This window comes from Citrobacter sp. RHBSTW-00859, from assembly GCF_013729795.1.
Classification (GTDB): Bacteria; Pseudomonadota; Gammaproteobacteria; order Enterobacterales; family Enterobacteriaceae; genus Citrobacter; species Citrobacter braakii.
This window is the reverse complement of the sequence record NZ_CP056284.1, coordinates 4,779,602-4,805,131: the sequence shown is the minus strand read 5'-3', so window position 1 is coordinate 4,805,131 and position 25,530 is coordinate 4,779,602. Positions and strand designations below refer to the sequence as shown.

At 52.2% G+C, this 25,530-nt stretch carries 21 protein-coding genes, 4 tRNA genes, 1 rRNA gene and 1 pseudogene; 17 read left to right on the top strand and 10 right to left on the bottom strand.

The features are described 5' to 3' along the window. Positions 1-51: 51 nt before the first annotated feature. From rrf to birA, 3 genes are all read left to right on the top strand, one after another. Positions 52-167, top strand: a 5S ribosomal RNA gene (gene rrf, locus HV302_RS24130). A gap of 251 nt (positions 168-418) precedes the next feature. Beyond that, positions 419-1,447: a UDP-N-acetylmuramate dehydrogenase gene (gene murB, locus HV302_RS24125; protein ID WP_137380587.1), complete on the top strand. Its 1,029-nt coding sequence runs from the start codon at positions 419-421 to the stop codon at positions 1,445-1,447. Then, positions 1,444-2,406 (top strand): bifunctional biotin--[acetyl-CoA-carboxylase] ligase/biotin operon repressor BirA, encoded by a 963-nt coding sequence (gene birA, locus HV302_RS24120; protein WP_047498825.1) that lies wholly within the window; start codon positions 1,444-1,446, stop codon positions 2,404-2,406. Before murB ends, birA begins: the two co-directional genes overlap by 4 nt. Positions 2,407-2,439: 33 nt before the next feature. On the opposite strand, the gene coaA is transcribed toward birA, so the two are convergent. Both coaA and HV302_RS28440 read right to left on the bottom strand, forming a co-directional pair. Further along, entirely contained in the window at positions 2,440-3,390 is a 951-nt protein-coding gene (gene coaA, locus HV302_RS24115) for a type I pantothenate kinase (RefSeq protein ID WP_003031107.1), read from the bottom strand. Positions 3,391-3,679: 289 nt separating this feature from the next. Then, positions 3,680-3,760 (bottom strand): annotated as a pseudogene (locus HV302_RS28440) (hypothetical protein); the annotation flags it as partial. Between the two features lie 19 nt (positions 3,761-3,779). Here HV302_RS28440 and HV302_RS24110 point away from each other — a divergent pair. The 13 genes from HV302_RS24110 (at position 3,780) to rpoC (ending at position 17,914) form a co-directional block, all read left to right on the top strand. Next, positions 3,780-3,855 (top strand) — tRNA-Thr (locus HV302_RS24110). An 8-nt stretch (positions 3,856-3,863) separates the two neighbouring features. After that, positions 3,864-3,948 (top strand) — tRNA-Tyr (locus HV302_RS24105). Between the two features lie 114 nt (positions 3,949-4,062). Beyond that, a tRNA-Gly gene (locus tag HV302_RS24100) sits at positions 4,063-4,137 on the top strand. Positions 4,138-4,142: 5 nt separating this feature from the next. Beyond that, positions 4,143-4,218, top strand: a tRNA-Thr gene (locus tag HV302_RS24095). Between the two features lie 118 nt (positions 4,219-4,336). Further along, positions 4,337-5,521: an elongation factor Tu gene (tuf, locus tag HV302_RS24090; protein WP_003031109.1), complete on the top strand. Its 1,185-nt coding sequence runs from the start codon at positions 4,337-4,339 to the stop codon at positions 5,519-5,521. Between the two features lie 230 nt (positions 5,522-5,751). Then, positions 5,752-6,135 carry a preprotein translocase subunit SecE gene (gene secE, locus HV302_RS24085; RefSeq protein ID WP_003033128.1) on the top strand — a complete coding sequence of 128 codons (384 nt, stop codon included), beginning with the start codon at positions 5,752-5,754 and terminating at the stop codon, positions 6,133-6,135. A 1-nt stretch (position 6,136) separates the two neighbouring features. Beyond that, positions 6,137-6,682: a transcription termination/antitermination protein NusG gene (gene nusG / locus HV302_RS24080; protein ID WP_003033125.1), complete on the top strand. Its 546-nt coding sequence runs from the start codon at positions 6,137-6,139 to the stop codon at positions 6,680-6,682. A gap of 155 nt (positions 6,683-6,837) precedes the next feature. Beyond that, entirely contained in the window at positions 6,838-7,266 is a 429-nt protein-coding gene (gene rplK, locus HV302_RS24075) for a 50S ribosomal protein L11 (RefSeq protein ID WP_003033122.1), read from the top strand. Positions 7,267-7,269: 3 nt separating this feature from the next. Next, a complete protein-coding gene (gene rplA / locus HV302_RS24070) occupies positions 7,270-7,977 on the top strand; it encodes a 50S ribosomal protein L1 (RefSeq protein ID WP_016155300.1) in 708 nt (235 codons plus the stop codon). 358 nt (positions 7,978-8,335) lie between these two features. Continuing rightward, a complete protein-coding gene (gene rplJ, locus HV302_RS24065; RefSeq protein WP_005132895.1) occupies positions 8,336-8,833 on the top strand; it encodes a 50S ribosomal protein L10 in 498 nt (165 codons plus the stop codon). A gap of 66 nt (positions 8,834-8,899) precedes the next feature. Further along, positions 8,900-9,265: a 50S ribosomal protein L7/L12 gene (gene rplL, locus HV302_RS24060; protein ID WP_000028882.1), complete on the top strand. Its 366-nt coding sequence runs from the start codon at positions 8,900-8,902 to the stop codon at positions 9,263-9,265. A gap of 320 nt (positions 9,266-9,585) precedes the next feature. Continuing rightward, positions 9,586-13,614 (top strand): DNA-directed RNA polymerase subunit beta, encoded by a 4,029-nt coding sequence (gene rpoB / locus HV302_RS24055; protein ID WP_003033111.1) that lies wholly within the window; start codon positions 9,586-9,588, stop codon positions 13,612-13,614. Positions 13,615-13,690: 76 nt separating this feature from the next. Continuing rightward, positions 13,691-17,914 carry a DNA-directed RNA polymerase subunit beta' gene (gene rpoC / locus HV302_RS24050; protein WP_016155301.1) on the top strand — a complete coding sequence of 1,408 codons (4,224 nt, stop codon included), beginning with the start codon at positions 13,691-13,693 and terminating at the stop codon, positions 17,912-17,914. A gap of 131 nt (positions 17,915-18,045) precedes the next feature. Here rpoC and HV302_RS24045 read toward each other — a convergent pair whose 3' ends face one another. Both HV302_RS24045 and HV302_RS24040 read right to left on the bottom strand, forming a co-directional pair. Next, entirely contained in the window at positions 18,046-18,363 is a 318-nt protein-coding gene (locus HV302_RS24045; protein WP_047415986.1) for a PTS lactose/cellobiose transporter subunit IIA, read from the bottom strand. A 4-nt stretch (positions 18,364-18,367) separates the two neighbouring features. Further along, positions 18,368-18,673 carry a PTS sugar transporter subunit IIB gene (locus HV302_RS24040; protein ID WP_075849244.1) on the bottom strand — a complete coding sequence of 102 codons (306 nt, stop codon included), beginning with the start codon at positions 18,671-18,673 and terminating at the stop codon, positions 18,368-18,370. Positions 18,674-19,763: 1,090 nt separating this feature from the next. Between HV302_RS24040 and cspE the strand changes: the two genes are divergently transcribed. Continuing rightward, complete coding sequence (gene cspE, locus HV302_RS24035; RefSeq protein ID WP_016155304.1) at positions 19,764-19,976, top strand: transcription antiterminator/RNA stability regulator CspE; 213 nt, start codon at positions 19,764-19,766, stop codon at positions 19,974-19,976. Positions 19,977-20,096: 120 nt separating this feature from the next. Here the strand turns inward: cspE and thiH are convergent, their stop codons facing one another. Genes thiH through thiC form a run of 6 tightly spaced genes read right to left on the bottom strand, consistent with a single transcriptional unit; the run spans position 20,097 to position 25,464 of the window. Next, a complete protein-coding gene (gene thiH / locus HV302_RS24030) occupies positions 20,097-21,230 on the bottom strand; it encodes a 2-iminoacetate synthase ThiH (RefSeq protein ID WP_181626664.1) in 1,134 nt (377 codons plus the stop codon). Continuing rightward, positions 21,227-21,997 carry a thiazole synthase gene (gene thiG / locus HV302_RS24025; protein WP_169330446.1) on the bottom strand — a complete coding sequence of 257 codons (771 nt, stop codon included), beginning with the start codon at positions 21,995-21,997 and terminating at the stop codon, positions 21,227-21,229. The genes thiH and thiG overlap by 4 nt, the downstream gene beginning before the upstream one ends. A 1-nt stretch (position 21,998) precedes the next feature. Then, complete coding sequence (gene thiS, locus HV302_RS24020) at positions 21,999-22,199, bottom strand: sulfur carrier protein ThiS (protein WP_016155307.1); 201 nt, start codon at positions 22,197-22,199, stop codon at positions 21,999-22,001. Continuing rightward, positions 22,180-22,938, bottom strand: coding sequence for a HesA/MoeB/ThiF family protein (locus HV302_RS24015; protein WP_181626663.1), 759 nt, complete (start codon positions 22,936-22,938; stop codon positions 22,180-22,182). Before HV302_RS24015 ends, thiS begins: the two co-directional genes overlap by 20 nt. Then, entirely contained in the window at positions 22,931-23,566 is a 636-nt protein-coding gene (gene thiE / locus HV302_RS24010; RefSeq protein WP_016157945.1) for a thiamine phosphate synthase, read from the bottom strand. Before thiE ends, HV302_RS24015 begins: the two co-directional genes overlap by 8 nt. Further along, positions 23,566-25,464 carry a phosphomethylpyrimidine synthase ThiC gene (gene thiC / locus HV302_RS24005; protein WP_181626662.1) on the bottom strand — a complete coding sequence of 633 codons (1,899 nt, stop codon included), beginning with the start codon at positions 25,462-25,464 and terminating at the stop codon, positions 23,566-23,568. The genes thiE and thiC overlap by 1 nt, the downstream gene beginning before the upstream one ends. Between the last annotated feature and the right edge of the window lie 66 nt (positions 25,465-25,530).

Sequence of the window (25,530 nt, the reverse complement as noted above, 5' to 3'; positions counted from 1 at the left end):
TGATTACAGATGACATCGACATGCGAAAAGCGTGTTGATAGACAGAATTTGCCTGGCGGCTGTAGCGCGGTGGTCCCACCTGACCCCATGCCGAACTCAGAAGTGAAACGCCGTAGCGCCGATGGTAGTGTGGGGTCTCCCCATGCGAGAGTAGGGAACTGCCAGGCATCAAACAAGTGAAGAAGCCCATCCTGCCGGATGGGCTTTTTTGCGTCTGTGCGGAATGAAAACTGCCGGAGGTGACCTTCCGCCTTATCCGGTCGGCGTCTGTTATTACCGGATACGGTGCCTGTAAACCTTATTCTGCCTGTGATTGCAGCCTCATCGGTTGCAAAGCAACATCCTAAGCTTCCATAACACAAGCCATCCTGCAGCATATACGGTAAACTAAGCGCGATTTTGCATCAGGAAAGCGTCTATGAATCACTCCCTTAAAGCCTGGAACACCTTCGGTATCGATCAACAAGCTAATGTGCTTGTCTGTGCCGAAAATGAGCAACAACTACTAAATGCCTGGCAATCAGCCAATGCATCACATCATCCAGTGCTAATCCTGGGTGAAGGGAGTAACGTCCTGTTTCTTGATGCCTTCCATGGAACGGTGATCGTCAACCGTATCAAGGGAATAGCGATTACAGAACAACCTGATGCGTGGCATTTGCACGTAGGCGCGGGTGAAAACTGGCATCATCTGGTAGAGCATACGCTGCAGCAAAGCATGCCCGGGCTGGAAAATCTGGCGCTGATCCCCGGCTGCGTGGGTTCATCGCCAATCCAGAATATTGGTGCCTATGGCGTAGAACTGCGGCGCGTCTGCGAATATGTGGACTGCGTAGAGCTTTCGACCGGCAAACATCTGCGCGTCAGCGCCGCAGAATGCCGATTTGGTTACCGTGACAGTATCTTCAAACATGAGTACCAGGATCGTTTCGCGATTGTAGCTGTTGGTCTGCGCTTACCTAAACAGTGGCAACCCGTTCTCACTTACGGTGACCTGACGCGTCTTGATCCTGCCACGGTAACGCCTCGGCAGGTTTTTGATTCTGTTTGCCATATGCGCACCACAAAACTGCCCGATCCAAAAGTAAACGGTAATGCGGGGAGCTTCTTTAAAAACCCGGTAGTCACCGCGGATATTGCGCAGGAGCTCCTGGCGAAATTCCCGACAGCACCTCAATACCCACAGGCTGATGGCTCTGTGAAACTGGCTGCTGGCTGGCTTATCGATCAATGTCAGCTAAAAGGCATGCGCATTGGTGGTGCAGCGGTACATCAGCAGCAGGCACTGGTGTTGATTAATGCAGGCCATGCTACGAGTCAGGATGTGGTGCAACTGGCGCATCATGTACGCCAAAAAGTCGGTGAGAAATTCAATGTCTGGCTTGAACCGGAAGTCCGGTTTATTGGCCCACTGGGTGAAGTGAATGCCGTGGAGATCGTTGCATGAAGGATAATACCGTCCCCCTGACGCTTATTTCATTATTAGCCGATGGCGAATTTCACTCTGGTGAGCAACTCGGTGAAAAGCTGGGAATGAGCCGTGCGGCAATCAATAAACATGTCCAGACGCTACGTGACTGGGGTGTTGATGTATTTACTGTCCCTGGTAAAGGATACAGCTTACCTGAACCTATCCAGCTATTAGATTCATCACTTATTTATTCTCAGCTGGATGGCGGGAATATAACGGTCCTGCCGGTTATCGACTCAACCAATCAGTACCTGATGGATCGAATTGGTCAACTGGAGTCAGGGGACGCCTGCGTCGCTGAGTATCAGCAGGCCGGTCGTGGTCGTCGTGGACGTAAATGGTTCTCTCCCTTTGGCGCCAATCTGTACCTTTCAATGTTCTGGCGACTGGAACAAGGACCGGCAGCCGCGATTGGCCTGAGCCTGGTGATTGGTATTGTCATGGCTGAGGTTTTACGCGATCTGGGCGCGGATAAAGTACGTGTTAAATGGCCGAACGACCTCTATTTGCTCGACCGTAAACTGGCAGGGATCCTGGTTGAACTCACCGGAAAAACGGGCGATGCCGCACAGATTGTTATTGGGGCGGGTATAAACATGTCCATGCGTCGTGTTGAGGAGAATGTGGTTAATCAAGGCTGGATTAATCTGCAGGAGGCGGGTATTACCATTGACCGCAATACTCTGGCTGCCCGACTGATCCGCGAGCTGCGCGCTGCCCTGGTACTGTTTGAGCATGAGGGCCTGGCGCCGTATTTGTCCCGCTGGAGGGCGCTGGATAACTTTATCGACCGCCCTGTTAAACTCATTATTGGTGATAAAGAAATATTTGGCGTATCTCGTGGAATAGATGCGCAAGGTGCATTACTACTCGAACAAAATGGCGTGATAAAACCTTGGATGGGTGGGGAAATATCGCTTAGAAGCGCTGAATAATAAGAAGGGGAGCTATGGCTCCCCTTTATTTTTTTATTTTCGTAATCTGACTTGCTCAACGGCATGATTAGCGCTTTTCGTCATGATTAAGCTGGCTCGCTCACGCGTTGGTAAAATATTCTGTTTTAAATTCAACCAGTTGATTTCTTTCCACAGCGATGTGGCCGTGTTGATTGCCTCGTCTTCCGACAATTTCGCATAGTTATGGAAATAAGAGTCTGGGTTGGTAAATGCCCCTTCGCGGAATTTCAGGAAGCGGTTGATATACCACGTCTGGAGTAATTCTTCTGGCGCATCCACATAAATAGAAAAGTCGACAAAGTCAGAAACAAATACATGATGTGGATCGTGAGGATAGTCCATCCCGCTTTGTAATACATTGAGCCCTTCGAGGATTAATATGTCGGGCTGGGCAACGGTTTTGTCGCCATCAGGGATCACATCATAAATCAGATGAGAATAGACCGGTGCCGTAACGTTGGGGACGCCAGACTTTAGATCGGAAACGAATTTAACCAGACGGTGCATATCATAGGACTGAGGAAAGCCTTTCTTCTTCATGAGCCCACGATCTTTCAACACCTGGTTAGGATGAAGAAAACCGTCAGTAGTGATCAGCTCAACCTTACGATGCTCGGGCCAGCGACTCAGTAACGCTTGCAACACACGTGCAGTCGTACTTTTGCCGACGGCGACGCTGCCAGCAATGCTAATAATATAAGGAATACGCTCGCCGTTGGTGCCTAAAAATTGCTCCAGCACAGCCTGACGCCGCAGGTTCGAACTGATGTAAAAATTTAGCAAACGCGATAATGGTAAATAAATCTCAGCAACTTCTTCCAGCGATAAGTCTTCGTTAATGCCTTTCAGACGAGCAATCTCTTCCTCGGTCAGAGTCATCGGCACGGAATCACGAAGCGCAGCCCACTGGTTGCGATCAAACTGTAGGTAAGGCGACGTTAACGCTTGCTCTTTTATACTCATACGCATGGTCTGGCTGTCATTGCTATATCAGGTCTGCGGTAAAAAACGAAATCATCCCCGGTACGCAATGGCACGCACATTTCAGTTAATTTGGACAATGGGCAGGAGGGTAACACCAGATGGGAGGGAATAATAAGAAAAAATCGTCCCCTGAAACGCAATGTGACGGCTATTCCAGATGTATAAAGATGCACTTTCTCTCTATTGATAACGGCATGCTGGAGCAAAATGCCTTCTGGGAGCGCGGCTGACGTTGGAAATTTGTTCAATTCGAAGAAGAAATAGATTATTTATCGGTCGTATAGCGCAAAATGTGAGCGATAGAACATTTTATGCAATTTTTTAGTTGCATGAGTGCGCATGTCTCCATAAAATGCGCGCTACTTGATGCCGACTTAGCTCAGTAGGTAGAGCAACTGACTTGTAATCAGTAGGTCACCAGTTCGATTCCGGTAGTCGGCACCATCAAGTCCGGTGGGGTTCCCGAGCGGCCAAAGGGAGCAGACTGTAAATCTGCCGTCACAGACTTCGAAGGTTCGAATCCTTCCCCCACCACCACTTTCTGGCAGCGTTATCGCCGCCTGAGTTGGTTAAAAAATTAATCAGCTCGAATAAAAAAGAGAGAAATCTCTTTTTTATTACAGAAAGAACTGGGTAGCCGAGTTTCAGGATGCGGGCATCGTATAATGGCTATTACCTCAGCCTTCCAAGCTGATGATGCGGGTTCGATTCCCGCTGCCCGCTCCAGACGTGCTGATATGGCTCAGTTGGTAGAGCGCACCCTTGGTAAGGGTGAGGTCCCCAGTTCGACTCTGGGTATCAGCACCACTTCACTTCTCCTTCCCGTTTCTCTCTGTTTACTTTTAAAAGCATTCAACAGCTCAGGCATATGGCCTGGTTGATGTGGTGATATCACCGATTTATCCGTGTCTTAGAGGGACAATCGATGTCTAAAGAAAAATTTGAACGTACAAAACCGCACGTTAACGTCGGTACTATCGGCCACGTTGACCATGGTAAAACAACGCTGACCGCTGCAATCACTACCGTACTGGCTAAAACCTACGGCGGTGCTGCTCGTGCATTCGACCAGATCGATAACGCGCCGGAAGAAAAAGCTCGTGGTATCACCATCAACACTTCTCACGTTGAATATGACACCCCGACTCGCCACTATGCACACGTAGACTGCCCGGGCCACGCCGACTATGTTAAAAACATGATCACCGGTGCTGCGCAGATGGACGGCGCGATCCTGGTTGTTGCTGCGACTGACGGCCCGATGCCGCAGACTCGTGAGCACATCCTGCTGGGTCGTCAGGTAGGCGTTCCGTACATCATCGTGTTCCTGAACAAATGCGACATGGTTGATGACGAAGAGCTGCTGGAACTGGTAGAAATGGAAGTTCGTGAACTTCTGTCTCAGTACGATTTCCCGGGCGACGACACTCCGATCGTTCGTGGTTCTGCTCTGAAAGCGCTGGAAGGCGAAGCAGAGTGGGAAGCGAAAATCATCGAACTGGCTGGCTTCCTGGATTCTTACATCCCAGAACCAGAGCGTGCGATTGACAAGCCGTTCCTGCTGCCTATCGAAGACGTATTCTCCATCTCCGGTCGTGGTACCGTTGTTACCGGTCGTGTAGAGCGCGGTATCATCAAAGTTGGTGAAGAAGTTGAAATCGTTGGTATCAAAGAGACTGCTAAGTCTACCTGTACTGGCGTTGAAATGTTCCGCAAACTGCTGGACGAAGGCCGTGCTGGTGAGAACGTTGGTGTTCTGCTGCGTGGTATCAAACGTGAAGAAATCGAACGTGGTCAGGTACTGGCTAAGCCGGGCTCTATCAAGCCGCACACCAAGTTCGAATCTGAAGTGTACATTCTGTCCAAAGACGAAGGCGGCCGTCATACTCCGTTCTTCAAAGGCTACCGTCCGCAGTTCTACTTCCGTACTACTGACGTGACTGGTACCATCGAACTGCCGGAAGGCGTTGAGATGGTAATGCCGGGCGACAACATCAAAATGGTTGTTACCCTGATCCACCCAATCGCGATGGACGACGGTCTGCGTTTCGCAATCCGTGAAGGCGGCCGTACTGTTGGTGCGGGCGTTGTTGCCAAAGTAATGAGCTAATTGCCGAATAACATTTGACGCAATGCGCAATAAAAGGGCATCATTTGATGCCCTTTTTGCACGCTTTCACACCAGAACCTGGCTCATCAGTGATTTTATTTGTCATAATCATTGCTGAGACAGGCTCTGAAGAGGGCGTTTAGTCCGAAACGCACCAGAGCATTTCGGTTTGGATCGCCTCGCTTACGCGGGGTGAAAATGTTTGTAGAATACTTCTGACAGGTTGGTTTATGAGTGCGAATACCGAAGCTCAAGGAAGCGGGCGCGGCCTGGAAGCGATGAAGTGGGTTGTTGTCGCTGTATTGCTGCTTGTAGCTATCGTTGGCAACTACCTCTATCGTGACATGATGCTGCCGCTGCGTGCGCTGGCCGTAGTGATTCTGATTGCCGCAGCGGGTGGTGTCGCGCTGTTGACAACAAAAGGTAAAGCGACCGTTGCTTTTGCCCGTGAAGCGAGAACCGAAGTCCGTAAGGTCATTTGGCCAACTCGCCAGGAAACATTGCACACCACATTAATTGTGGCTGCGGTTACCGCAGTAATGTCACTGATCCTGTGGGGACTGGATGGTATTCTGGTTCGCCTGGTATCCTTTATCACTGGCCTGAGGTTCTAAGATGTCTGAAGCCCCTAAAAAGCGCTGGTACGTCGTTCAGGCGTTTTCCGGTTTTGAAGGCCGCGTAGCTACATCGCTGCGCGAATATATCAAGTTACAAAATATGGAAGAGCTGTTTGGCGAAGTCATGGTGCCGACCGAAGAAGTGGTCGAAATCCGTGGCGGCCAGCGTCGCAAGAGCGAACGTAAATTCTTCCCGGGCTATGTATTGGTCCAGATGGTGATGAATGACGCAAGCTGGCACCTGGTGCGCAGCGTGCCGCGTGTGATGGGCTTTATCGGCGGTACATCTGACCGTCCGGCGCCGATCAGCGACAAAGAAGTTGATGCGATCATGAACCGTCTGCAGCAGGTTGGCGACAAGCCGCGTCCGAAAACGATGTTTGAGCCTGGTGAAATGGTTCGCGTTAGCGACGGTCCGTTCGCTGACTTTAACGGCGTGGTTGAAGAAGTGGACTACGAGAAGTCTCGTCTGAAAGTTTCCGTATCTATCTTCGGTCGTGCGACTCCGGTTGAACTGGACTTCGCTCAGGTTGAAAAAGCCTAACACCCCGATCAAAAAAGCGACGATTTAATCGTTGCACAAGGCGCGAGATTGGAATACAATTTCGCGCCTTTTGTTTTTATGGATCCTATCCGTAAAACGAATTTAATCACGGGGAGCCTCCTTGAGGCGTTATAACCCAACTAGAGGAATTTAGAATGGCTAAGAAAGTCCAAGCCTATGTCAAGCTGCAGGTTGCAGCTGGTATGGCTAACCCGAGTCCGCCGGTAGGTCCTGCACTGGGTCAACAAGGCGTGAACATCATGGAATTCTGCAAAGCGTTCAACGCTAAAACTGATTCCATGGAAAAAGGTCTGCCAATCCCGGTTGTTATCACCGTTTACGCTGACCGTTCTTTCACTTTCGTTACCAAAACGCCTCCGGCAGCAGTTCTGCTGAAGAAAGCGGCTGGTATCAAGTCTGGTTCCGGCAAGCCGAACAAAGACAAAGTGGGTAAAATTTCCCGCGCTCAGCTGCAGGAAATCGCGCAGACCAAAGCTGCCGACATGACTGGTTCCGACATTGAAGCGATGACTCGCTCCATTGAAGGTACTGCACGTTCCATGGGCCTGGTAGTGGAGGATTAAGAAATGGCTAAACTGACCAAGCGCATGTCCGTGATCCGTGACAAAGTTGATGCTACTAAGCAGTATGACATCAACGAAGCTATCGCTCTGCTGAAAGAGCTGGCCACTGCTAAATTCGTAGAAAGCGTGGACGTTGCTGTTAACCTCGGCATCGATGCTCGTAAATCTGACCAGAACGTACGTGGTGCAACTGTACTGCCGCACGGTACTGGCCGTTCCGTTCGCGTAGCCGTATTTACCCAGGGTGCAAACGCTGAAGCTGCTAAAGCTGCAGGCGCTGAGCTGGTAGGTATGGAAGATCTGGCTGAACAGATCAAGAAAGGCGAAATGAACTTTGACGTTGTTATTGCTTCCCCGGATGCAATGCGCGTTGTTGGCCAGCTGGGTCAGGTTCTGGGTCCGCGCGGCCTGATGCCAAACCCGAAAGTTGGTACTGTAACTCCTAACGTTGCTGAAGCTGTTAAGAATGCTAAAGCTGGTCAGGTTCGTTACCGTAACGACAAAAACGGCATCATTCACACCACCATCGGTAAAGTGGATTTTGACGCTGACAAACTGAAAGAAAACTTGGAAGCTCTGTTGGTTGCGCTGAAAAAAGCAAAACCGACTCAGGCAAAAGGCGTGTACATCAAGAAAGTTAGCATCTCCACCACCATGGGTGCTGGCGTTGCCGTTGATCAGTCCGGTCTGACTGCGACTGTGGCGAACTAATATTCGCCTTTACGTGGGCGGTGATTTTGTCTACAATCTTACCCCCACGTATTCTGCTAATTGCAGACGTATATCTGAGATATTCAGGCTGTGGCAAGGCAGTCAACGCCACTACAGATTGAATAGCGACAGATAGAAAAGATTTGTTCGTTGGAGCCTGGCCTAATCCAGGCCTCCGTCGAAGACCGCAGGTGTTTCGTAAGAAACTTAATGTCCTGCGTAGACGGTGACAGAACGCTAAGATTATTTCTGATACTCTGGCTTGTTTCTGCTCACCGTATTTAGACGCTCTCTCCGTTGGGGGGAGTGAAGTGAGTTCCGGAACATGAGTTCCGGCAAACATCCAGGAGCAAAGCTAATGGCTTTAAATCTTCAAGACAAACAAGCGATTGTTGCTGAAGTCAGCGAAGTAGCCAAAGGCGCGCTGTCTGCAGTAGTTGCGGATTCCCGTGGCGTAACTGTAGATAAAATGACTGAACTGCGTAAAGCAGGTCGTGAAGCTGGCGTATACATGCGTGTTGTTCGTAACACCCTGCTGCGCCGCGTCGTTGAAGGTACTCAGTTCGAGTGCCTGAAAGACACGTTTGTTGGTCCGACCCTGATTGCATACTCTATGGAACACCCGGGCGCTGCTGCTCGTCTGTTCAAAGAGTTCGCGAAAGCGAATGCAAAATTTGAGGTCAAAGCCGCAGCCTTTGAAGGTGAGTTGATTACGGCATCGAATATCGATCGCCTGGCAACTCTGCCGACCTACGAAGAAGCAATTGCACGCCTGATGGCAACCATGAAAGAAGCTTCGGCTGGCAAACTGGTTCGTACTCTGGCTGCTGTACGCGATGCGAAAGAAGCTGCTTAATCGCAGTTATCTTTGTAAAGCATCTGCTTACGTATAAACTTATTCTGATTTTCAGGAACAATTTAAATGTCTATCACTAAAGATCAAATCATTGAAGCAGTATCCGCTATGTCCGTAATGGACGTTGTAGAACTGATTTCTGCAATGGAAGAAAAATTCGGTGTTTCTGCTGCTGCTGCTGTAGCTGTAGCTGCTGGCCCGGCTGAAGCTGCTGAAGAAAAAACTGAATTCGACGTAATTCTGAAAGCTGCTGGCGCTAACAAAGTTGCTGTTATCAAAGCAGTACGTGGCGCAACTGGCCTGGGTCTGAAAGAAGCTAAAGACCTGGTAGAATCTGCACCGGCTGCGCTGAAAGAAGGCGTGAGCAAAGACGACGCAGAAGCACTGAAAAAATCTCTGGAAGAAGCTGGCGCTGAAGTTGAAGTTAAATAAGCCAACTTTTCTGGTTGCAGCCTAAGAAATTAGGCTGATGGCTGGTGACTTTTTAGTCACCAGCCTTTTTGCGCTGTAAGGCGCCAGTAGCATTTCACACTGTTTGACTACTGCTGTGCCTTTCAATGCTTGTTTCTATCGACGTCTTAATATACTGCGACAGAACGTCAGTTCTGTGTAAATCGCAATGAAATGGTTTAAGCGTGATAGCAACAGGCATTGCGGAAAGTATTCGATTTTCCGGTCAACAAAATAGTGTTGCACAAACTGTCCCTTCGTCGGACAGATGGGTCGACTTGTCAGCGAGCTGAGGAACCCTAATGGTTTACTCCTATACCGAGAAAAAACGTATTCGTAAGGATTTTGGTAAACGTCCGCAAGTGTTGGACATACCTTATCTCCTTTCTATCCAGCTTGACTCGTTTCAGAAGTTCATCGAGCAAGATCCTGAAGGGCAGTATGGTCTGGAAGCAGCTTTCCGTTCCGTTTTCCCGATTCAGAGCTACAGCGGTAATTCCGAGCTGCAATACGTCAGCTACCGCCTTGGCGAACCGGTGTTTGACGTTCAGGAATGTCAGATCCGTGGCGTGACCTATTCCGCACCGCTGCGCGTAAAACTGCGCCTGGTGATCTACGAGCGCGAAGCGCCGGAAGGCACCGTAAAAGACATTAAAGAACAAGAAGTCTACATGGGCGAAATTCCGCTCATGACAGACAACGGTACCTTTGTTATCAACGGTACTGAGCGTGTTATCGTTTCTCAGCTGCACCGTAGTCCTGGCGTCTTCTTTGACTCCGACAAAGGTAAAACCCACTCTTCGGGTAAAGTGCTGTATAACGCGCGTATTATCCCTTACCGTGGTTCCTGGCTGGACTTCGAATTCGATCCGAAGGACAACCTGTTCGTACGTATTGACCGTCGCCGTAAACTGCCAGCGACTATTATTCTGCGTGCACTGAACTACACCACTGAGCAGATCCTTGACCTGTTCTTTGAGAAAGTTGTTTTCGAAATTCGTGACAACAAGCTGCAGATGGAACTGGTGCCGGAACGCCTGCGTGGTGAAACCGCCTCCTTTGACATCGAAGCTAACGGCAAAGTCTACGTCGAAAAAGGCCGTCGCATCACTGCGCGCCACATTCGCCAACTGGAAAAAGACGATATCAAACATATCGAAGTTCCGGTTGAATACATTGCTGGTAAAGTTGCGGCTAAAGACTACGTTGACGAATCTACTGGCGAGCTGATCTGCGCAGCTAACATGGAGCTGAGTCTGGATCTGCTGGCTAAGCTGAGCCAGTCTGGCCACAAGCGTATCGAAACGCTGTTCACCAACGATCTGGACCACGGTCCGTACATTTCTGAAACTGTACGTGTCGACCCAACCAACGATCGTCTGAGCGCGCTGGTAGAAATCTACCGCATGATGCGCCCTGGTGAGCCGCCGACGCGTGAAGCTGCTGAAAGCCTGTTCGAGAACCTGTTCTTCTCCGAAGACCGCTATGACCTGTCTGCGGTTGGTCGTATGAAGTTCAACCGTTCTCTGCTGCGCGACGAAATCGAAGGTTCCGGTATCCTGAGCAAAGATGACATCATCGAAGTGATGAAGAAGCTCATCGATATCCGTAACGGTAAAGGCGAAGTCGATGATATCGACCACCTCGGTAACCGTCGTATCCGTTCCGTAGGCGAAATGGCGGAAAACCAGTTCCGCGTTGGCCTGGTACGTGTTGAGCGTGCGGTGAAAGAGCGTCTGTCTCTGGGCGATCTGGATACCCTGATGCCTCAGGATATGATCAACGCTAAGCCGATTTCTGCAGCAGTGAAAGAGTTCTTTGGCTCCAGCCAGCTGTCTCAGTTTATGGACCAGAACAACCCGCTGTCTGAGATTACGCACAAACGTCGTATCTCTGCACTCGGCCCAGGCGGTTTGACCCGTGAACGCGCAGGCTTCGAAGTTCGAGACGTACACCCGACTCACTACGGTCGCGTATGTCCAATCGAAACGCCTGAAGGTCCGAACATCGGTCTGATCAACTCCTTGTCCGTGTACGCACAGACTAACGAATACGGCTTCCTCGAGACTCCGTACCGTAAAGTGACCGACGGTGTTGTAACTGACGAAATTCATTACCTGTCTGCTATCGAAGAAGGCAACTACGTTATCGCTCAGGCGAACTCCAACCTGGATGACGAAGGCCACTTTGTAGAAGATCTGGTTACCTGCCGTAGCAAAGGCGAATCCAGCTTGTTCAGCCGTGACCAGGTTGACTACATGGACGTATCCACCCAGCAGGTGGTATCCGTCGGTGCGTCCCTGATCCCGTTCCTGGAACACGATGACGCCAACCGTGCATTGATGGGTGCGAACATGCAACGTCAGGCGGTTCCGACTCTGCGTGCTGATAAGCCGCTGGTTGGTACCGGTATGGAACGTGCTGTTGCCGTCGACTCCGGTGTTACCGCGGTTGCTAAACGTGGCGGTACTGTCCAGTACGTGGATGCTTCCCGTATCGTTATCAAAGTTAACGAAGACGAGATGTACCCGGGCGAAGCAGGTATCGACATTTATAACCTGACCAAATACACCCGTTCTAACCAGAACACCTGTATCAACCAGATGCCTTGCGTATCTCTGGGCGAGCCGGTTGAACGTGGTGATGTGCTGGCAGACGGTCCGTCCACCGACCTCGGTGAACTGGCGCTCGGTCAGAACATGCGCGTGGCATTCATGCCATGGAATGGTTACAACTTCGAAGACTCCATCCTCGTATCTGAGCGTGTTGTCCAGGAAGACCGTTTCACCACCATCCACATTCAGGAACTGGCATGTGTGTCCCGTGACACCAAGCTGGGGCCGGAAGAGATCACCGCTGACATCCCGAACGTGGGTGAAGCTGCGCTCTCCAAACTGGATGAATCCGGTATCGTTTATATCGGCGCGGAAGTAACCGGTGGCGATATTCTGGTTGGTAAGGTAACGCCGAAAGGTGAAACCCAGCTGACGCCAGAAGAGAAGCTGCTGCGTGCGATCTTCGGTGAGAAAGCGTCTGACGTTAAAGACTCTTCTCTGCGCGTGCCAAACGGTGTTTCCGGTACGATTATCGACGTTCAGGTCTTTACTCGCGATGGCGTAGAAAAAGACAAACGTGCGCTGGAAATCGAAGAGATGCAGCTGAAGCAGGCGAAAAAAGACCTGTCTGAAGAACTGCAAATCCTCGAAGCTGGCCTGTTCAGCCGTATCTACGCTGTGCTGGTTTCCGGTGGTGTTGAAGCTGAGAAGCTCGACAAACTGCCGCGCGATCGCTGGTTAGAACTCGGCCTGACCGACGAAGAGAAACAAAATCAGCTGGAACAACTGGCTGAGCAGTACGACGAACTGAAACACGAGTTCGAGAAAAAACTCGAAGCGAAACGCCGTAAAATCACTCAGGGCGACGATCTGGCACCGGGCGTGCTGAAGATTGTTAAGGTTTATCTGGCGGTTAAACGACGGATCCAGCCTGGTGATAAGATGGCAGGTCGTCACGGTAACAAAGGTGTAATCTCTAAGATCAACCCGATCGAAGATATGCCACACGATGCTAACGGTACGCCGGTAGATATCGTGCTGAACCCGCTGGGCGTACCATCGCGTATGAACATCGGTCAGATCCTTGAAACCCACCTGGGTATGGCTGCGAAAGGTATCGGCGATAAGATCAACGCCATGCTGAAACAGCAGCAGGAAGTCGCGAAACTGCGCGAATTCATCCAGCGTGCTTACGATCTGGGTTCAGATGTTCGTCAGAAAGTTGACCTGAATACCTTCAGCGATGAAGAAGTTCTGCGTCTGGCTGAAAACCTGAAAAAAGGTATGCCGATCGCAACGCCGGTGTTCGACGGTGCGAAAGAGTCTGAAATCAAGGAACTGTTACAGCTGGGTGGCCTGCCGACTTCCGGTCAGATCACACTGTTCGACGGTCGTACCGGTGAGCAGTTCGAGCGCCAGGTTACCGTTGGCTACATGTACATGCTGAAACTGAACCACCTGGTTGATGACAAGATGCATGCGCGTTCTACCGGTTCTTACAGCCTGGTTACTCAGCAGCCGCTGGGTGGTAAGGCTCAGTTCGGTGGTCAGCGCTTCGGGGAGATGGAAGTGTGGGCGCTTGAAGCATACGGCGCGGCATACACCCTGCAGGAAATGCTCACCGTTAAGTCTGATGACGTGAACGGTCGTACTAAGATGTATAAAAACATCGTGGACGGCAACCATCAGATGGAACCAGGCATGCCGGAATCCTTCAACGTACTGTTGAAAGAGATTCGTTCGCTGGGTATCAACATCGAGCTGGAAGACGAGTAACTCTCGATCAAACAGGTCACTGGTGCTGGCGTAACAGCCAGCGCCAGATTGTGCTAACTCCGACGGGAGCAAATCCGTGAAAGATTTATTAAAGTTTCTGAAAGCGCAGACTAAAACCGAAGAGTTTGATGCGATCAAAATTGCTCTGGCCTCGCCAGACATGATCCGTTCATGGTCTTTCGGTGAAGTTAAGAAGCCGGAAACCATCAACTACCGTACGTTCAAACCTGAACGTGACGGCCTTTTCTGCGCCCGTATCTTTGGGCCGGTAAAAGACTATGAGTGCCTGTGCGGTAAGTACAAGCGCCTGAAACACCGCGGTGTGATCTGTGAGAAGTGCGGCGTTGAAGTGACCCAGACTAAAGTACGCCGTGAGCGTATGGGCCACATCGAGCTGGCGTCTCCGACCGCTCACATCTGGTTCCTGAAATCTCTGCCGTCCCGTATCGGTCTGCTGCTCGATATGCCGCTGCGCGATATCGAACGCGTACTGTACTTCGAATCTTATGTGGTTATCGAAGGCGGTATGACTAACCTGGAACGTCAACAGATCCTGACTGAAGAGCAGTATCTGGACGCGCTGGAAGAGTTCGGTGACGAATTCGACGCGAAGATGGGTGCGGAAGCAATCCAGGCCTTGCTGAAGAGCATGGATCTGGAGCAAGAGTGCGAAACTCTGCGCGAAGAGCTGAACGAAACCAACTCCGAAACCAAGCGTAAGAAGCTGACCAAACGTATCAAACTGCTGGAAGCATTCGTACAGTCTGGCAACAAGCCAGAGTGGATGATCCTGACCGTTCTGCCGGTTCTGCCGCCAGATCTGCGTCCGCTGGTTCCGCTGGATGGTGGTCGTTTCGCAACATCAGATCTGAACGATCTGTACCGTCGCGTGATCAACCGTAACAACCGTCTGAAACGTCTGCTGGATCTGGCTGCGCCGGACATCATCGTACGTAACGAAAAACGTATGCTGCAGGAAGCGGTTGACGCCCTGCTGGATAACGGTCGTCGTGGTCGTGCGATCACCGGTTCTAACAAACGTCCTCTGAAATCTTTGGCCGATATGATCAAAGGTAAACAGGGTCGTTTCCGTCAGAACCTGCTCGGTAAGCGTGTTGACTACTCCGGTCGTTCTGTAATCACCGTAGGTCCATACCTGCGTCTGCATCAGTGCGGTCTGCCGAAGAAAATGGCACTGGAACTGTTCAAACCGTTCATTTACGGCAAGCTGGAACTGCGTGGCCTGGCCACCACCATCAAAGCCGCTAAGAAAATGGTTGAGCGTGAAGAAGCTGTCGTTTGGGATATCCTGGACGAAGTTATCCGCGAACACCCGGTATTGCTGAACCGTGCACCAACCCTGCACCGTCTGGGTATCCAGGCATTTGAACCGGTACTGATCGAAGGTAAAGCTATCCAGCTGCACCCGCTGGTTTGTGCGGCATATAACGCCGACTTCGATGGTGACCAGATGGCTGTTCACGTACCGCTGACGCTGGAAGCCCAGCTCGAAGCGCGTGCGCTGATGATGTCTACCAACAACATCCTGTCTCCGGCGAACGGCGAACCTATCATCGTTCCGTCTCAGGACGTTGTATTGGGTCTGTACTACATGACCCGTGACTGTGTTAACGCCAAAGGCGAAGGCATGGTGCTGACTGGCCCGAAAGAAGCTGAGCGTATCTATCGCGCAGGTCTGGCCTCTCTGCATGCGCGCGTTAAAGTGCGTATCACTGAATACGAAAAAGATGAAAACGGCGAATTCGTTGCGCACACCAGCCTGAAAGACACGACCGTTGGTCGCGCCATTCTGTGGATGATCGTACCGAAAGGTCTGCCTTTCTCCATCGTCAACCAGGCGCTGGGCAAGAAAGCAATCTCCAAAATGCTGAACACCTGTTACCGCATTCTGGGCCTGAAGCCGACCGTTATCTTCGCTGACCAGACAATGTACACCGGCTTTGCTTATGCAGCGCGTTCAGGTGCATCTGTTGGTATTGATGACATGGTCATCCCAGAGAAGAAACACGAGATCATCTCTGAAGCGGAAGCTGAAGTTGCTGAGATCCAGGAGCAGTTCCAGTCTGGTCTGGTAACCGCGGGCGAACGCTATAACAAAGTTATCGATATCTGGGCTGCGGCGAACGATCGTGTATCCAAAGCGATGATGGATAACCTGCAAACCGAAACCGTGATTAACCGTGACGGCGTAGAAGAGCAGCAGGTTTCCTTCAACAGCATCTACATGATGGCCGACTCCGGTGCGCGTGGTTCTGCAGCACAGATTCGTCAGCTGGCTGGTATGCGTGGTCTGATGGCTAAGCCAGATGGCTCCATCATCGAAACGCCAATCACCGCGAACTTCCGTGAAGGTCTGAACGTACTCCAGTACTTCATCTCTACTCACGGTGCTCGTAAAGGTCTGGCGGATACCGCACTGAAAACAGCGAACTCCGGTTATCTGACTCGTCGTCTGGTTGACGTCGCGCAGGACTTGGTTGTTACTGAAGACGATTGCGGCACGCTGGAAGGCATCACCATGACCCCGGTTATCGAGGGTGGTGACGTTAAAGAACCGCTGCGCGATCGCGTTCTGGGTCGTGTGACTGCTGAAGACGTTCTGAAGCCGGGTACGGCGGATATTCTGGTTCCACGCAACACGCTGCTGCACGAACAGTGGTGTGACCTGCTGGAAGAGAACTCCGTTGACTCCGTCAAAGTCCGTTCCGTTGTATCCTGTGACACCGACTTTGGTGTATGTGCGCACTGCTACGGTCGTGACCTGGCGCGTGGCCACATCATCAATAAAGGTGAAGCAATCGGCGTTATCGCGGCACAGTCCATCGGTGAACCGGGTACACAGCTGACGATGCGTACGTTCCACATCGGTGGTGCGGCATCTCGTGCGGCTGCTGAATCCAGCATCCAGGTGAAAAATAAAGGTAGCATCCGTCTGAGCAATGCGAAGTCGGTTGTTAACTCCAGCGGTAAGCTGGTTATCACCTCACGTAACACCGAACTGAAACTGATCGACGAATTCGGCCGTACCAAAGAAAGCTATAAAGTGCCTTACGGCTCCGTTATGGCGAAAGGTGATGGCGAACAGGTTGCTGGCGGCGAAACCGTAGCGAACTGGGATCCGCACACCATGCCGGTTATCACCGAAGTGAGTGGTTTCGTCCGCTTCACTGACATGATCGACGGCCAGACCATTACTCGTCAGACCGACGAGCTGACCGGTCTGTCTTCTCTGGTGGTTCTGGATTCTGCAGAACGTACTGCGGGTGGTAAAGACCTGCGTCCGGCACTGAAAATTGTTGATGCTCAGGGCAACGACGTTCTGATCCCAGGCACCGATATGCCTGCTCAGTACTTCCTGCCGGGTAAAGCGATTGTTCAGCTGGAAGATGGCGTACAGATCAGTTCTGGTGACACCCTGGCGCGTGTTCCGCAGGAATCCGGCGGTACCAAGGATATCACCGGTGGTCTGCCGCGCGTTGCGGACCTGTTCGAAGCACGTCGTCCGAAAGAGCCGGCAATCCTGGCTGAAATCAGCGGCATCATTTCCTTCGGTAAAGAAACCAAAGGTAAACGTCGTCTGGTTATCACCCCGGTAGACGGTAGCGAGCCGTACGAAGAGATGATTCCGAAATGGCGTCAGCTCAACGTGTTCGAAGGTGAACGTGTAGAACGTGGTGACGTTGTTTCCGACGGTCCGGAAGCGCCGCACGACATCCTGCGTCTGCGTGGTGTGCATGCTGTAACTCGTTATATCGTTAACGAAGTTCAGGACGTATACCGTCTGCAGGGCGTTAAGATTAACGATAAGCACATCGAAGTTATCGTTCGTCAGATGCTGCGTAAAGCCACCATCGAAAGCGCTGGTAGCTCCGACTTCCTGGAAGGCGAGCAGGTTGAATACTCCCGCGTCAAGATTGCTAACCGCGATCTGGAAGCGAACGGCAAAGTGGGTGCAACATTCTCCCGCGATCTGCTGGGTATCACCAAAGCGTCTCTGGCGACCGAGTCCTTCATCTCTGCAGCATCGTTCCAGGAAACCACGCGTGTCCTGACCGAAGCCGCTGTTGCAGGTAAACGTGATGAACTGCGCGGTCTGAAAGAGAACGTTATCGTGGGTCGTCTGATCCCGGCGGGTACCGGTTATGCGTACCACCAGGACCGTATGCGCCGCCGCGCAGCGGGCGAACTGCCAGCTGCTCCGCAGGTGACTGCTGAAGATGCGTCTGCCAGCCTGGCAGAACTGCTGAACGCAGGCCTGGGTGGTTCTGACAACGATTAATCGTTGCTGACGCTAATAAAAAACCCGCTTCGGCGGGTTTTTTTATGTCGATGGATTTAAGATGTATTATGTTGGCCGGATAAGGCATCAGCTGCCATCCGGCATGATGACGCCAGGCTTACGCCTTCCGATCAGTTTACTGGTGGTAAGCGTCGATACAGTTCAATCATATCGCCTGCCAGATCCTGAATCACCATGGCATTCATCAGGTGGTCCTGCGAATGGACGGTGATGAGATTAACCGGTAGTTTGCCGGTACCTTCGTCAATTCCGATCAGTTGGGTTTGGATTTTATGCGCTTGTTTAACATACTCGCGTGATTCTATCATCGCGTGTTCTGCCCCGGCGAAATCACCTTTACGCGCCAGTTGCAACGCCGTCAGGGCTTGACTGCGCGCAGCTCCGGCGTTTACCAATAATTCCATGATGATCGTTTCTAACTCTTCCATGCCATCACTCCAATAGTTTCAGCGCTTTGTCCAGTACCGCATCGCCTTTCATCATGCCGTAATCCATCATATCGATAACGGCGACTTTTTTTCCTAGCGGGTTGGCGAGCGCCTGCAGCTTGGCCTGTTCATACTTAACCTGTGGGCCGAGCAATACGATATCCGCAGTGGCGATATTCTCTTCAAACTCAGCCACCGGGACCGCTTTGATAGTGACGTCGACTCCTTTTTTCTGGGCGGCATCTTTCATCTTTTGCACCAGCATGCTGGTGGACATTCCGGCGGCACAGCATAAAACGATGTTTTTCATAAGCAGTCTCGATCAACATGTGTGGGTTGATAATTATCGCGAGCCAGCCGCAGCAACAACTGCTTTGCAACGATTGTGTGCAAGGCATCACAAAGAAAGTCACTTTTTCTGAAACCGGTTACAAAAAGAGGCTCAACCCTACGATCTGGCCCTGATTTGGCGATTGTTGACCCATTTATCATATGCAGGAATATATAATCACTGTTAATAAAGACATGTTATAAAAAACAGTATTGACAGCATTTTTTAAACCCGTATGTTAATACTTAACAGCGGAGAAATTGTAGTTTGCTGTTAACGTAGTAAGTGTTAGTAGAGCTTTATTGGGGGTTGCGATAAAGGCCGCGAAGTATTTTTGTATGGGATAGTCGATGCTGAAAACGCTATTTATTCACCTCGACAATGCTTTCAGGCCACGTAGTTGATATATCTAATCGCAAATAGTTAGTAAAACGCGACGATGTAACGCCATGATTTAATAGTAAATGTTTGCGGTTTCTGTTTTCTGGTTATCGCAAGGGAAATAAGGCAACGCATCAAAGAGTATATGTCGCGAGGGGAAGTGTACTTGTTTAAGTCACCAGCCTTGAGTTCTATTATCAAGCGGGTGGAATGTGTTTAACGGTAAATAGAGGACGGTTTTAGTTAGTATCAATATCCAATATTATCTGTAGTAAACGTGTACATTTTAAAGTAGTACCATCAGCAGTATTAAATCGTTAAGTTTATTAATGTTAAATTTGAAGTGTGTAGTAACTTAAAGCCCTGACTGCAATGGTCAGGGCTTTTGTTCATTTTAGATCAAGTTGTTACCTGAAATGCTTAACCGCGATGGTGTAACATTTCGGCGCTAATCGATTATTAAATAAATTAATGCTTGCTTATTGATTAGAAGTAAGTCTACTATAGCGACATCGGTTTGATACACAGACCTTATGAAAGCAGTTTTAGTAAAGCAGTTCTCAGTTCAAGCGTTATCCTCAGATACTCTTCTTCATGAGCCTCCTCCCTAAGTGCCCCATAAGTTAATTTCTGCAAAACAGGCCATCTTCGCTGCTTAAGCGGCTCAAAAATATGAAAGGAAGTATCTATGTCTAACAAAATGACTGGTTTAGTAAAATGGTTTAACTCTGAGAAAGGCTTCGGCTTTATCACTCCTCAGGACGGTAGCAAGGACGTGTTTGTGCATTTCTCTGCTATCCAGAGTAACGATTTTAAAACATTAGACGAAGGTCAAAAAGTGGAGTTCTCTGTGGAGAATGGCGCTAAAGGCCCGTCTGCTGTTAACGTTGTCGCGCTGTAATCGCCGATAATTTCACTAATGCTTACGATAGCGATGAAGGCCAGAGCCTGAGCAGTTAAGTGACAGTGAAGAAAAAACCCGCGAAAGCGGGTTTTTTCGTTTTATGCGATTGCTCCGGACTTACGGCATCTGCGAAGCGCGTCCCAGATAGCTGTCCCAGTCCTTCCACACGGGCTGTAACCCCTGCGCCATTAGTGCTTCAGCAACGGCTTCTGGGCGACGGGCGTCGTGTGGGGAGAACTGTTCCAGTTCAGGATGGTTATCGGCATAACCGCCGGGCTGTGTTTTTGAGAAGGCGCTGACGTTGTTGATCGCCAGCGGGATCACATGATCACGGAACCATGGCGATTCGCGGGTGGAGAGCGACAGCTCAATTTCTGGCGTCAGTAAACGAAACGCGCAAATGGTTTGGACCAACTGTCGCTCGTCCATGATCGATGCGGGTTCAACGCCACCGGTGCATGGGCGCAGGCGAGGGAAGGAGATGGAGTAGCGGCTCTGCCAGTAATGCTGCTGCATCCACAGCAGATGTTCAGCCACCATATAGCAATCGACCCGCCAGCTGTCGGACAAACCAATCAACGCGCCAAGACCGATTTTGTCGATCCCTGCGCGGCCCAGCCTGTCCGGCGTTTCCAGTCGCCAGAAGAAATCCTGCTTTTTCCCCTTCAGATGGTGGCGAGCGTAAATCGCCTCATGATAGCTCTCCTGATACACCATCACGCCATCCAGTCCCAGCGTCTTCAGCTCCGCATATTCAGCTTCTGACAGCGGCTGAACTTCCATCTGCAACGAGGCAAACTGGCGGCGAATGGTAGGCAAATGGCGACGAAAGTAATCCATTCCGACTTTTGCCTGATGTTCACCGGTGACCAACAACAGATGCTCAAAACCCAGCTCACGGATAGCGGTACACTCTCGTTTTATCTCATCTTCGTCCAGCGTTTTGCGTTTGATACGGTTGCTCATGGAAAAGCCGCAGTAGGTGCAGTCGTTGGCGCAAAGATTCGAGAGATACAGCGGAACATAAAAGCTGACCGTGTTGCCGAAGCGCTGCCGGGTCAGGCGCTGCGCTCGCTGTGCCAACGGCTCCAGAAAGTCGGCGGCGGCAGGGGAGAGCAACGCCATCAGATCGTCGCGACTAAGCTGTGAAGCGTTGAGGGCGTGCTCCACGTCAGCGGCGGTTTTACCGTTGATACGCAGGCGGATGTCATCCCAGTCAAGCTGGCGCCAGCGGTCGCTGAACGTTTTCATACGAAGGCCTCCAGGAATCCGGTTAACGGGCTGGTGGCGCTTGCCTGCGAACTTTTGCTTCCTGGTACCGCCTGGCGCGCCAGAAGGCCCGCTTCAACCGCCAGACGGAAGGCGGTAGCCATCGTGACCGGGCAGTCGGCCACGGCGATTGCCGTGTTGACCAGCACTGCGTCGGCACCCATTTCCAGCGCCTGTGTGGCGTGGCTGGGGACGCCAATACCCGCATCAACCACCACCGGTACGGTTGCCTGTTGGATAATAATCTCCAGCATCGCTTTCGTTTCCAGTCCCTGATTAGAACCGATGGGCGCGCCGAGCGGCATTACCGCCGCGCAGCCGACCTCTTCCAGCCGCTTACACAGCACCGGATCCGCGCCGCAGTAGGGCAGCACCACAAAGCCCAGTTTCACCAATGCTTCCGCGGCTTTTAACGTTTCAATCGGATCCGGCAATAGCCAACGGGCGTCCGGGTGGATTTCTAATTTTAGCCAGTTTGTGCCCAGCGCTTCACGCGCCAGCTGGGCGGCGAAAATAGCCTCTTCCGCGGTTTTCGCCCCAGAGGTGTTAGGCAGTAGCGTCACCCCCGCCTCGATAAGTGGGGCCAGAATGGCATCGTTGTGCTGGCGCAAATCCACGCGCTTCATCGCCAGCGTCACCAGTTGGCTGCCGGAGGCGCGAATCGCCTCGACCATCAGCTGCGACGAAGCAAATTTTCCGGTGCCGGTGAACAGATGTGAATCAAACGTTTTGTCGGCAATACGTAACATATCAACCCCCTGCAATAACCTGAAAAAGCAGGATCTGGTCGCCTTCCTGCACGATTTGCTGCTCCCACTGCTCGCGCGGCAGGATCTGCTGATTGAGCGCCAGCGCCGCTCCCGGTTTAAGTTGATTTAGCGCAGTGAGCAGCCCGCTGACGGTTTGTCCCTCGGCGCACTGCATCGGCTCATCATTGAACTGAATCTGCATGTTGTCCTCCGCAGACCGGGCAGCCGCTGGCACGACGCAGCGCGAGGCTGCGCCACTGGCTGGTTTTACCGTCGAACAGGCGTAGCTCTCCATTGGGAGTTTCAATGCTGCTGAGTAATTTAATCGCCTCCAGCGCCTGCAAGGTGCCCATCACGCCCACAACCGGGCCGACGATGCCGGCGGTGCGGCAGTTGCGTTCCGGCTCTACATCATCCGGCCACAGGCAACGGTAACAGCCTTGTTCCCACGGTGGCGTCAGTACCATTAGCTGGCCGCCAAAGCCCACAGCGCTGGCGGTGATGAGCGGAGTGTTGAGCATCACGCAGGCGGCGTTAATTTCCTGGCGCGTCGCCATGTTGTCGGTACAGTCGAGCACCACGTCGGCACGCGCTACCGCATGCCGGAGCGCCTCACCGGTCAGCCGCTGCTCAAGGACGACCAGCTCGCTGTCCGGATTAAGGCATGCCAGATGTCGCTTTGCCGCCTGTGCTTTCGGGCGGGCGATATCATCGGTGGTGAACAATATTTGCCGTTGCAGGTTGCTCAGATGAACGTCATCATCGTCCGCCAACGTCAGCGTGCCGACGCCCGCTCCCGCCAGATACAGTGCCGCAGGCGAGCCGAGCCCACCTAAACCGACGATCAGCACATGGCTATCGAGCAGCTTTTGTTGGCCCTCAATGGCAATGTCGGCGAGCAGGATCTGGCGGCTGTAGCGCATAAAATCGCGGTCATTCATCGCCGGCTCCCGCAATGTCCAGTAGCTGCGCCGTGGCTGCCTGCCAGTCTGCGGCGTGGGTTATGGCGCTGACCACGGCAATACTGCCAACGCCGGTCGCCAGCACCGCTGGGGCGCGCTCAAGGCTGATGCCGCCGATAGCGACAGTGGGGTAATCCGCCAGTCGTTTACTATGGCTTGCCAGCTGCGTGAGACCCTGCGGGGCCGACGGCATCTGCTTGGTTTGCGTCGGGAAGACATGACCCAGCGCGATATAAGAAGGCTTAGCAGCCAGCGCTACGTCTATCTCCATATCATCGTGAGTGGAAACACCCAGGCGTAGCCCCGCCGCCTGAATCGCCTTCAGGTCGGTGGTTTCGAGGTCTTCCTGGCCCAAATGCACGCCGTACGCGTTGTGCTTAATTGCCAGACTCCAGTAATCGTTGATAAACAGGCGAGCGTCATAGCGACGCCCCAACTCTATGGCGGCAATGACGTCGGCTTCGACCTCTTCATCACGTTTATCTTTAATGCGCAGTTGGATCGTGCGCACACCTGCCTGCAGCAAGCGTTCAATCCATTCAACGCTGTCTACCACCGGGTAAAGCCCGAGGCGGAACGGCACGGTCGGGAAATCAGGCTGGTACATCACGCCTCCTCTTTTTTGAGGTAGATTTCGCCGCCTTTGGCGCGGAAGTTCTCCGACATATCCGCCATTCCGATTTCAATGGTTTGTGCGGCGGCGTAGTCGCGGACCTCCTGGCTGATTTTCATCGAGCAGAACTTCGGCCCGCACATGGAGCAGAAGTGGGCAACCTTGCCGGACTCCTGGGGCAGGGTTTCATCGTGATAGGCGCGGGCGGTGAATGGGTCGAGTGCGAGGTTAAACTGGTCTTCCCAGCGGAATTCGAAGCGCGCTTTCGACATGGCGTTATCGCGGATCTGCGCACCCGGATGGCCTTTGGCTAAATCAGCGGCGTGGGCGGCAATCTTGTAGGTAATCAGCCCTTGCTTCACGTCTTCTTTGTTCGGCAGGCCAAGGTGCTCTTTTGGCGTGACGTAGCACAGCATCGCACAGCCAAACCAGCCGATCATCGCCGCACCAATGCCGGAGGTGAAGTGGTCATAGCCCGGCGCGATATCTGTCGTCAACGGCCCTAAGGTGTAGAACGGCGCTTCATGGCAGTGCTCCAGCTCTTCGGTCATATTGCGCTGGATCATATGCATCGGCACATGACCCGGGCCTTCAATCATCACCTGCACGTCGTATTCCCAGGCGATTTTGGTCAGTTCGCCCAGCGTATGCAGCTCGGAGAACTGCGCCTCGTCGTTGGCATCCTGAATCGAGCCTGGACGCAGGCCGTCGCCGAGAGAGAGCGAAACGTCATAGGCGGCACAGATTTCGCAAATCTCGCGGAAATGTTCAAACAGGAAGTTCTCTTTGTGATGAGAGAGACACCATTTCGCCATGATCGAACCGCCGCGCGAGACAATACCTGTCAGGCGTTTGGCGGTCATCGGCACGTAGCGCAGCAGTACGCCCGCGTGAATGGTGAAGTAGTCGACGCCCTGTTCGGCTTGTTCGAGCAGCGTGTCGCGGAAGGCTTCCCAGGTGAGAGCTTCAGCGATCCCGTTAACCTTCTCCAGCGCCTGGTAGATCGGTACGGTACCGATCGGCACCGGGCTGTTACGCAGGATCCACTCGCGGGTTTCGTGAATATAGCGGCCGGTGGAGAGGTCCATCACCGTATCTGCGCCCCAGCGGGTCGACCACACCAGCTTCTCCACCTCTTCTTCAATGGAGGAGGTCACCGCCGAGTTACCGATGTTGGCGTTCACCTTCACCAGGAAGTTGCGACCGATGATCATCGGCTCGGATTCCGGGTGGTTGATGTTGGCAGGAATAATCGCGCGGCCCGCAGCGACTTCATCACGGACGAATTCCGGGGTGATGTTTTCCGGCAGGCGAGCGCCAAAGTTCATCCCTGGATGCTGATGGCGCAGCACTTCACTACGAATGCGCTCGCGGCCCATGTTTTCACGGATGGCGATAAATTCCATCTCCGGGGTAACCATCCCCTGACGGGCATAGTGCAACTGGGTAACGCGCTTGCCGGCTTTGGCGCGTTTTGGCGTCAGCAGGCCGCTGAAACGCAGCTCGTCCAGGCCATCGTCGGCCAGACGTTCTTTGGTATAAGCGGAGCTACGGTCGTCTAATTCTTCGCTATCATTACGCGCCGCAATCCACGGCTGGCGCAGTTTCGCCAGACCCTGCTGAACGTTAATCGCCACATCAGGATCGCCGTACGGCCCGGAGGTGTCGTACACCGGCACGGCTTCGTTCTCTTCAAACTGCGGGTTGTCTTTCGTACCACCAATCAGCGTAGGACTTAGCTGGATTTCGCGCATCGGGATGCGAATATCCGCCTGCGAACCGGTGATGTAGATACGTTTTGAGTTAGGAAAGGCGGTACCTTCCAGCGTGTCGATAAAGTGTTGGGCTTGGGCGCGCTGTTCGCGGCGTGATGGTTTAGTAGTGGCAGACATAGCTCATTCCAAATAAAAGTAAGGATATGGCTTGTCAGACGACGGATGAAGCAAGAGAGACGAACG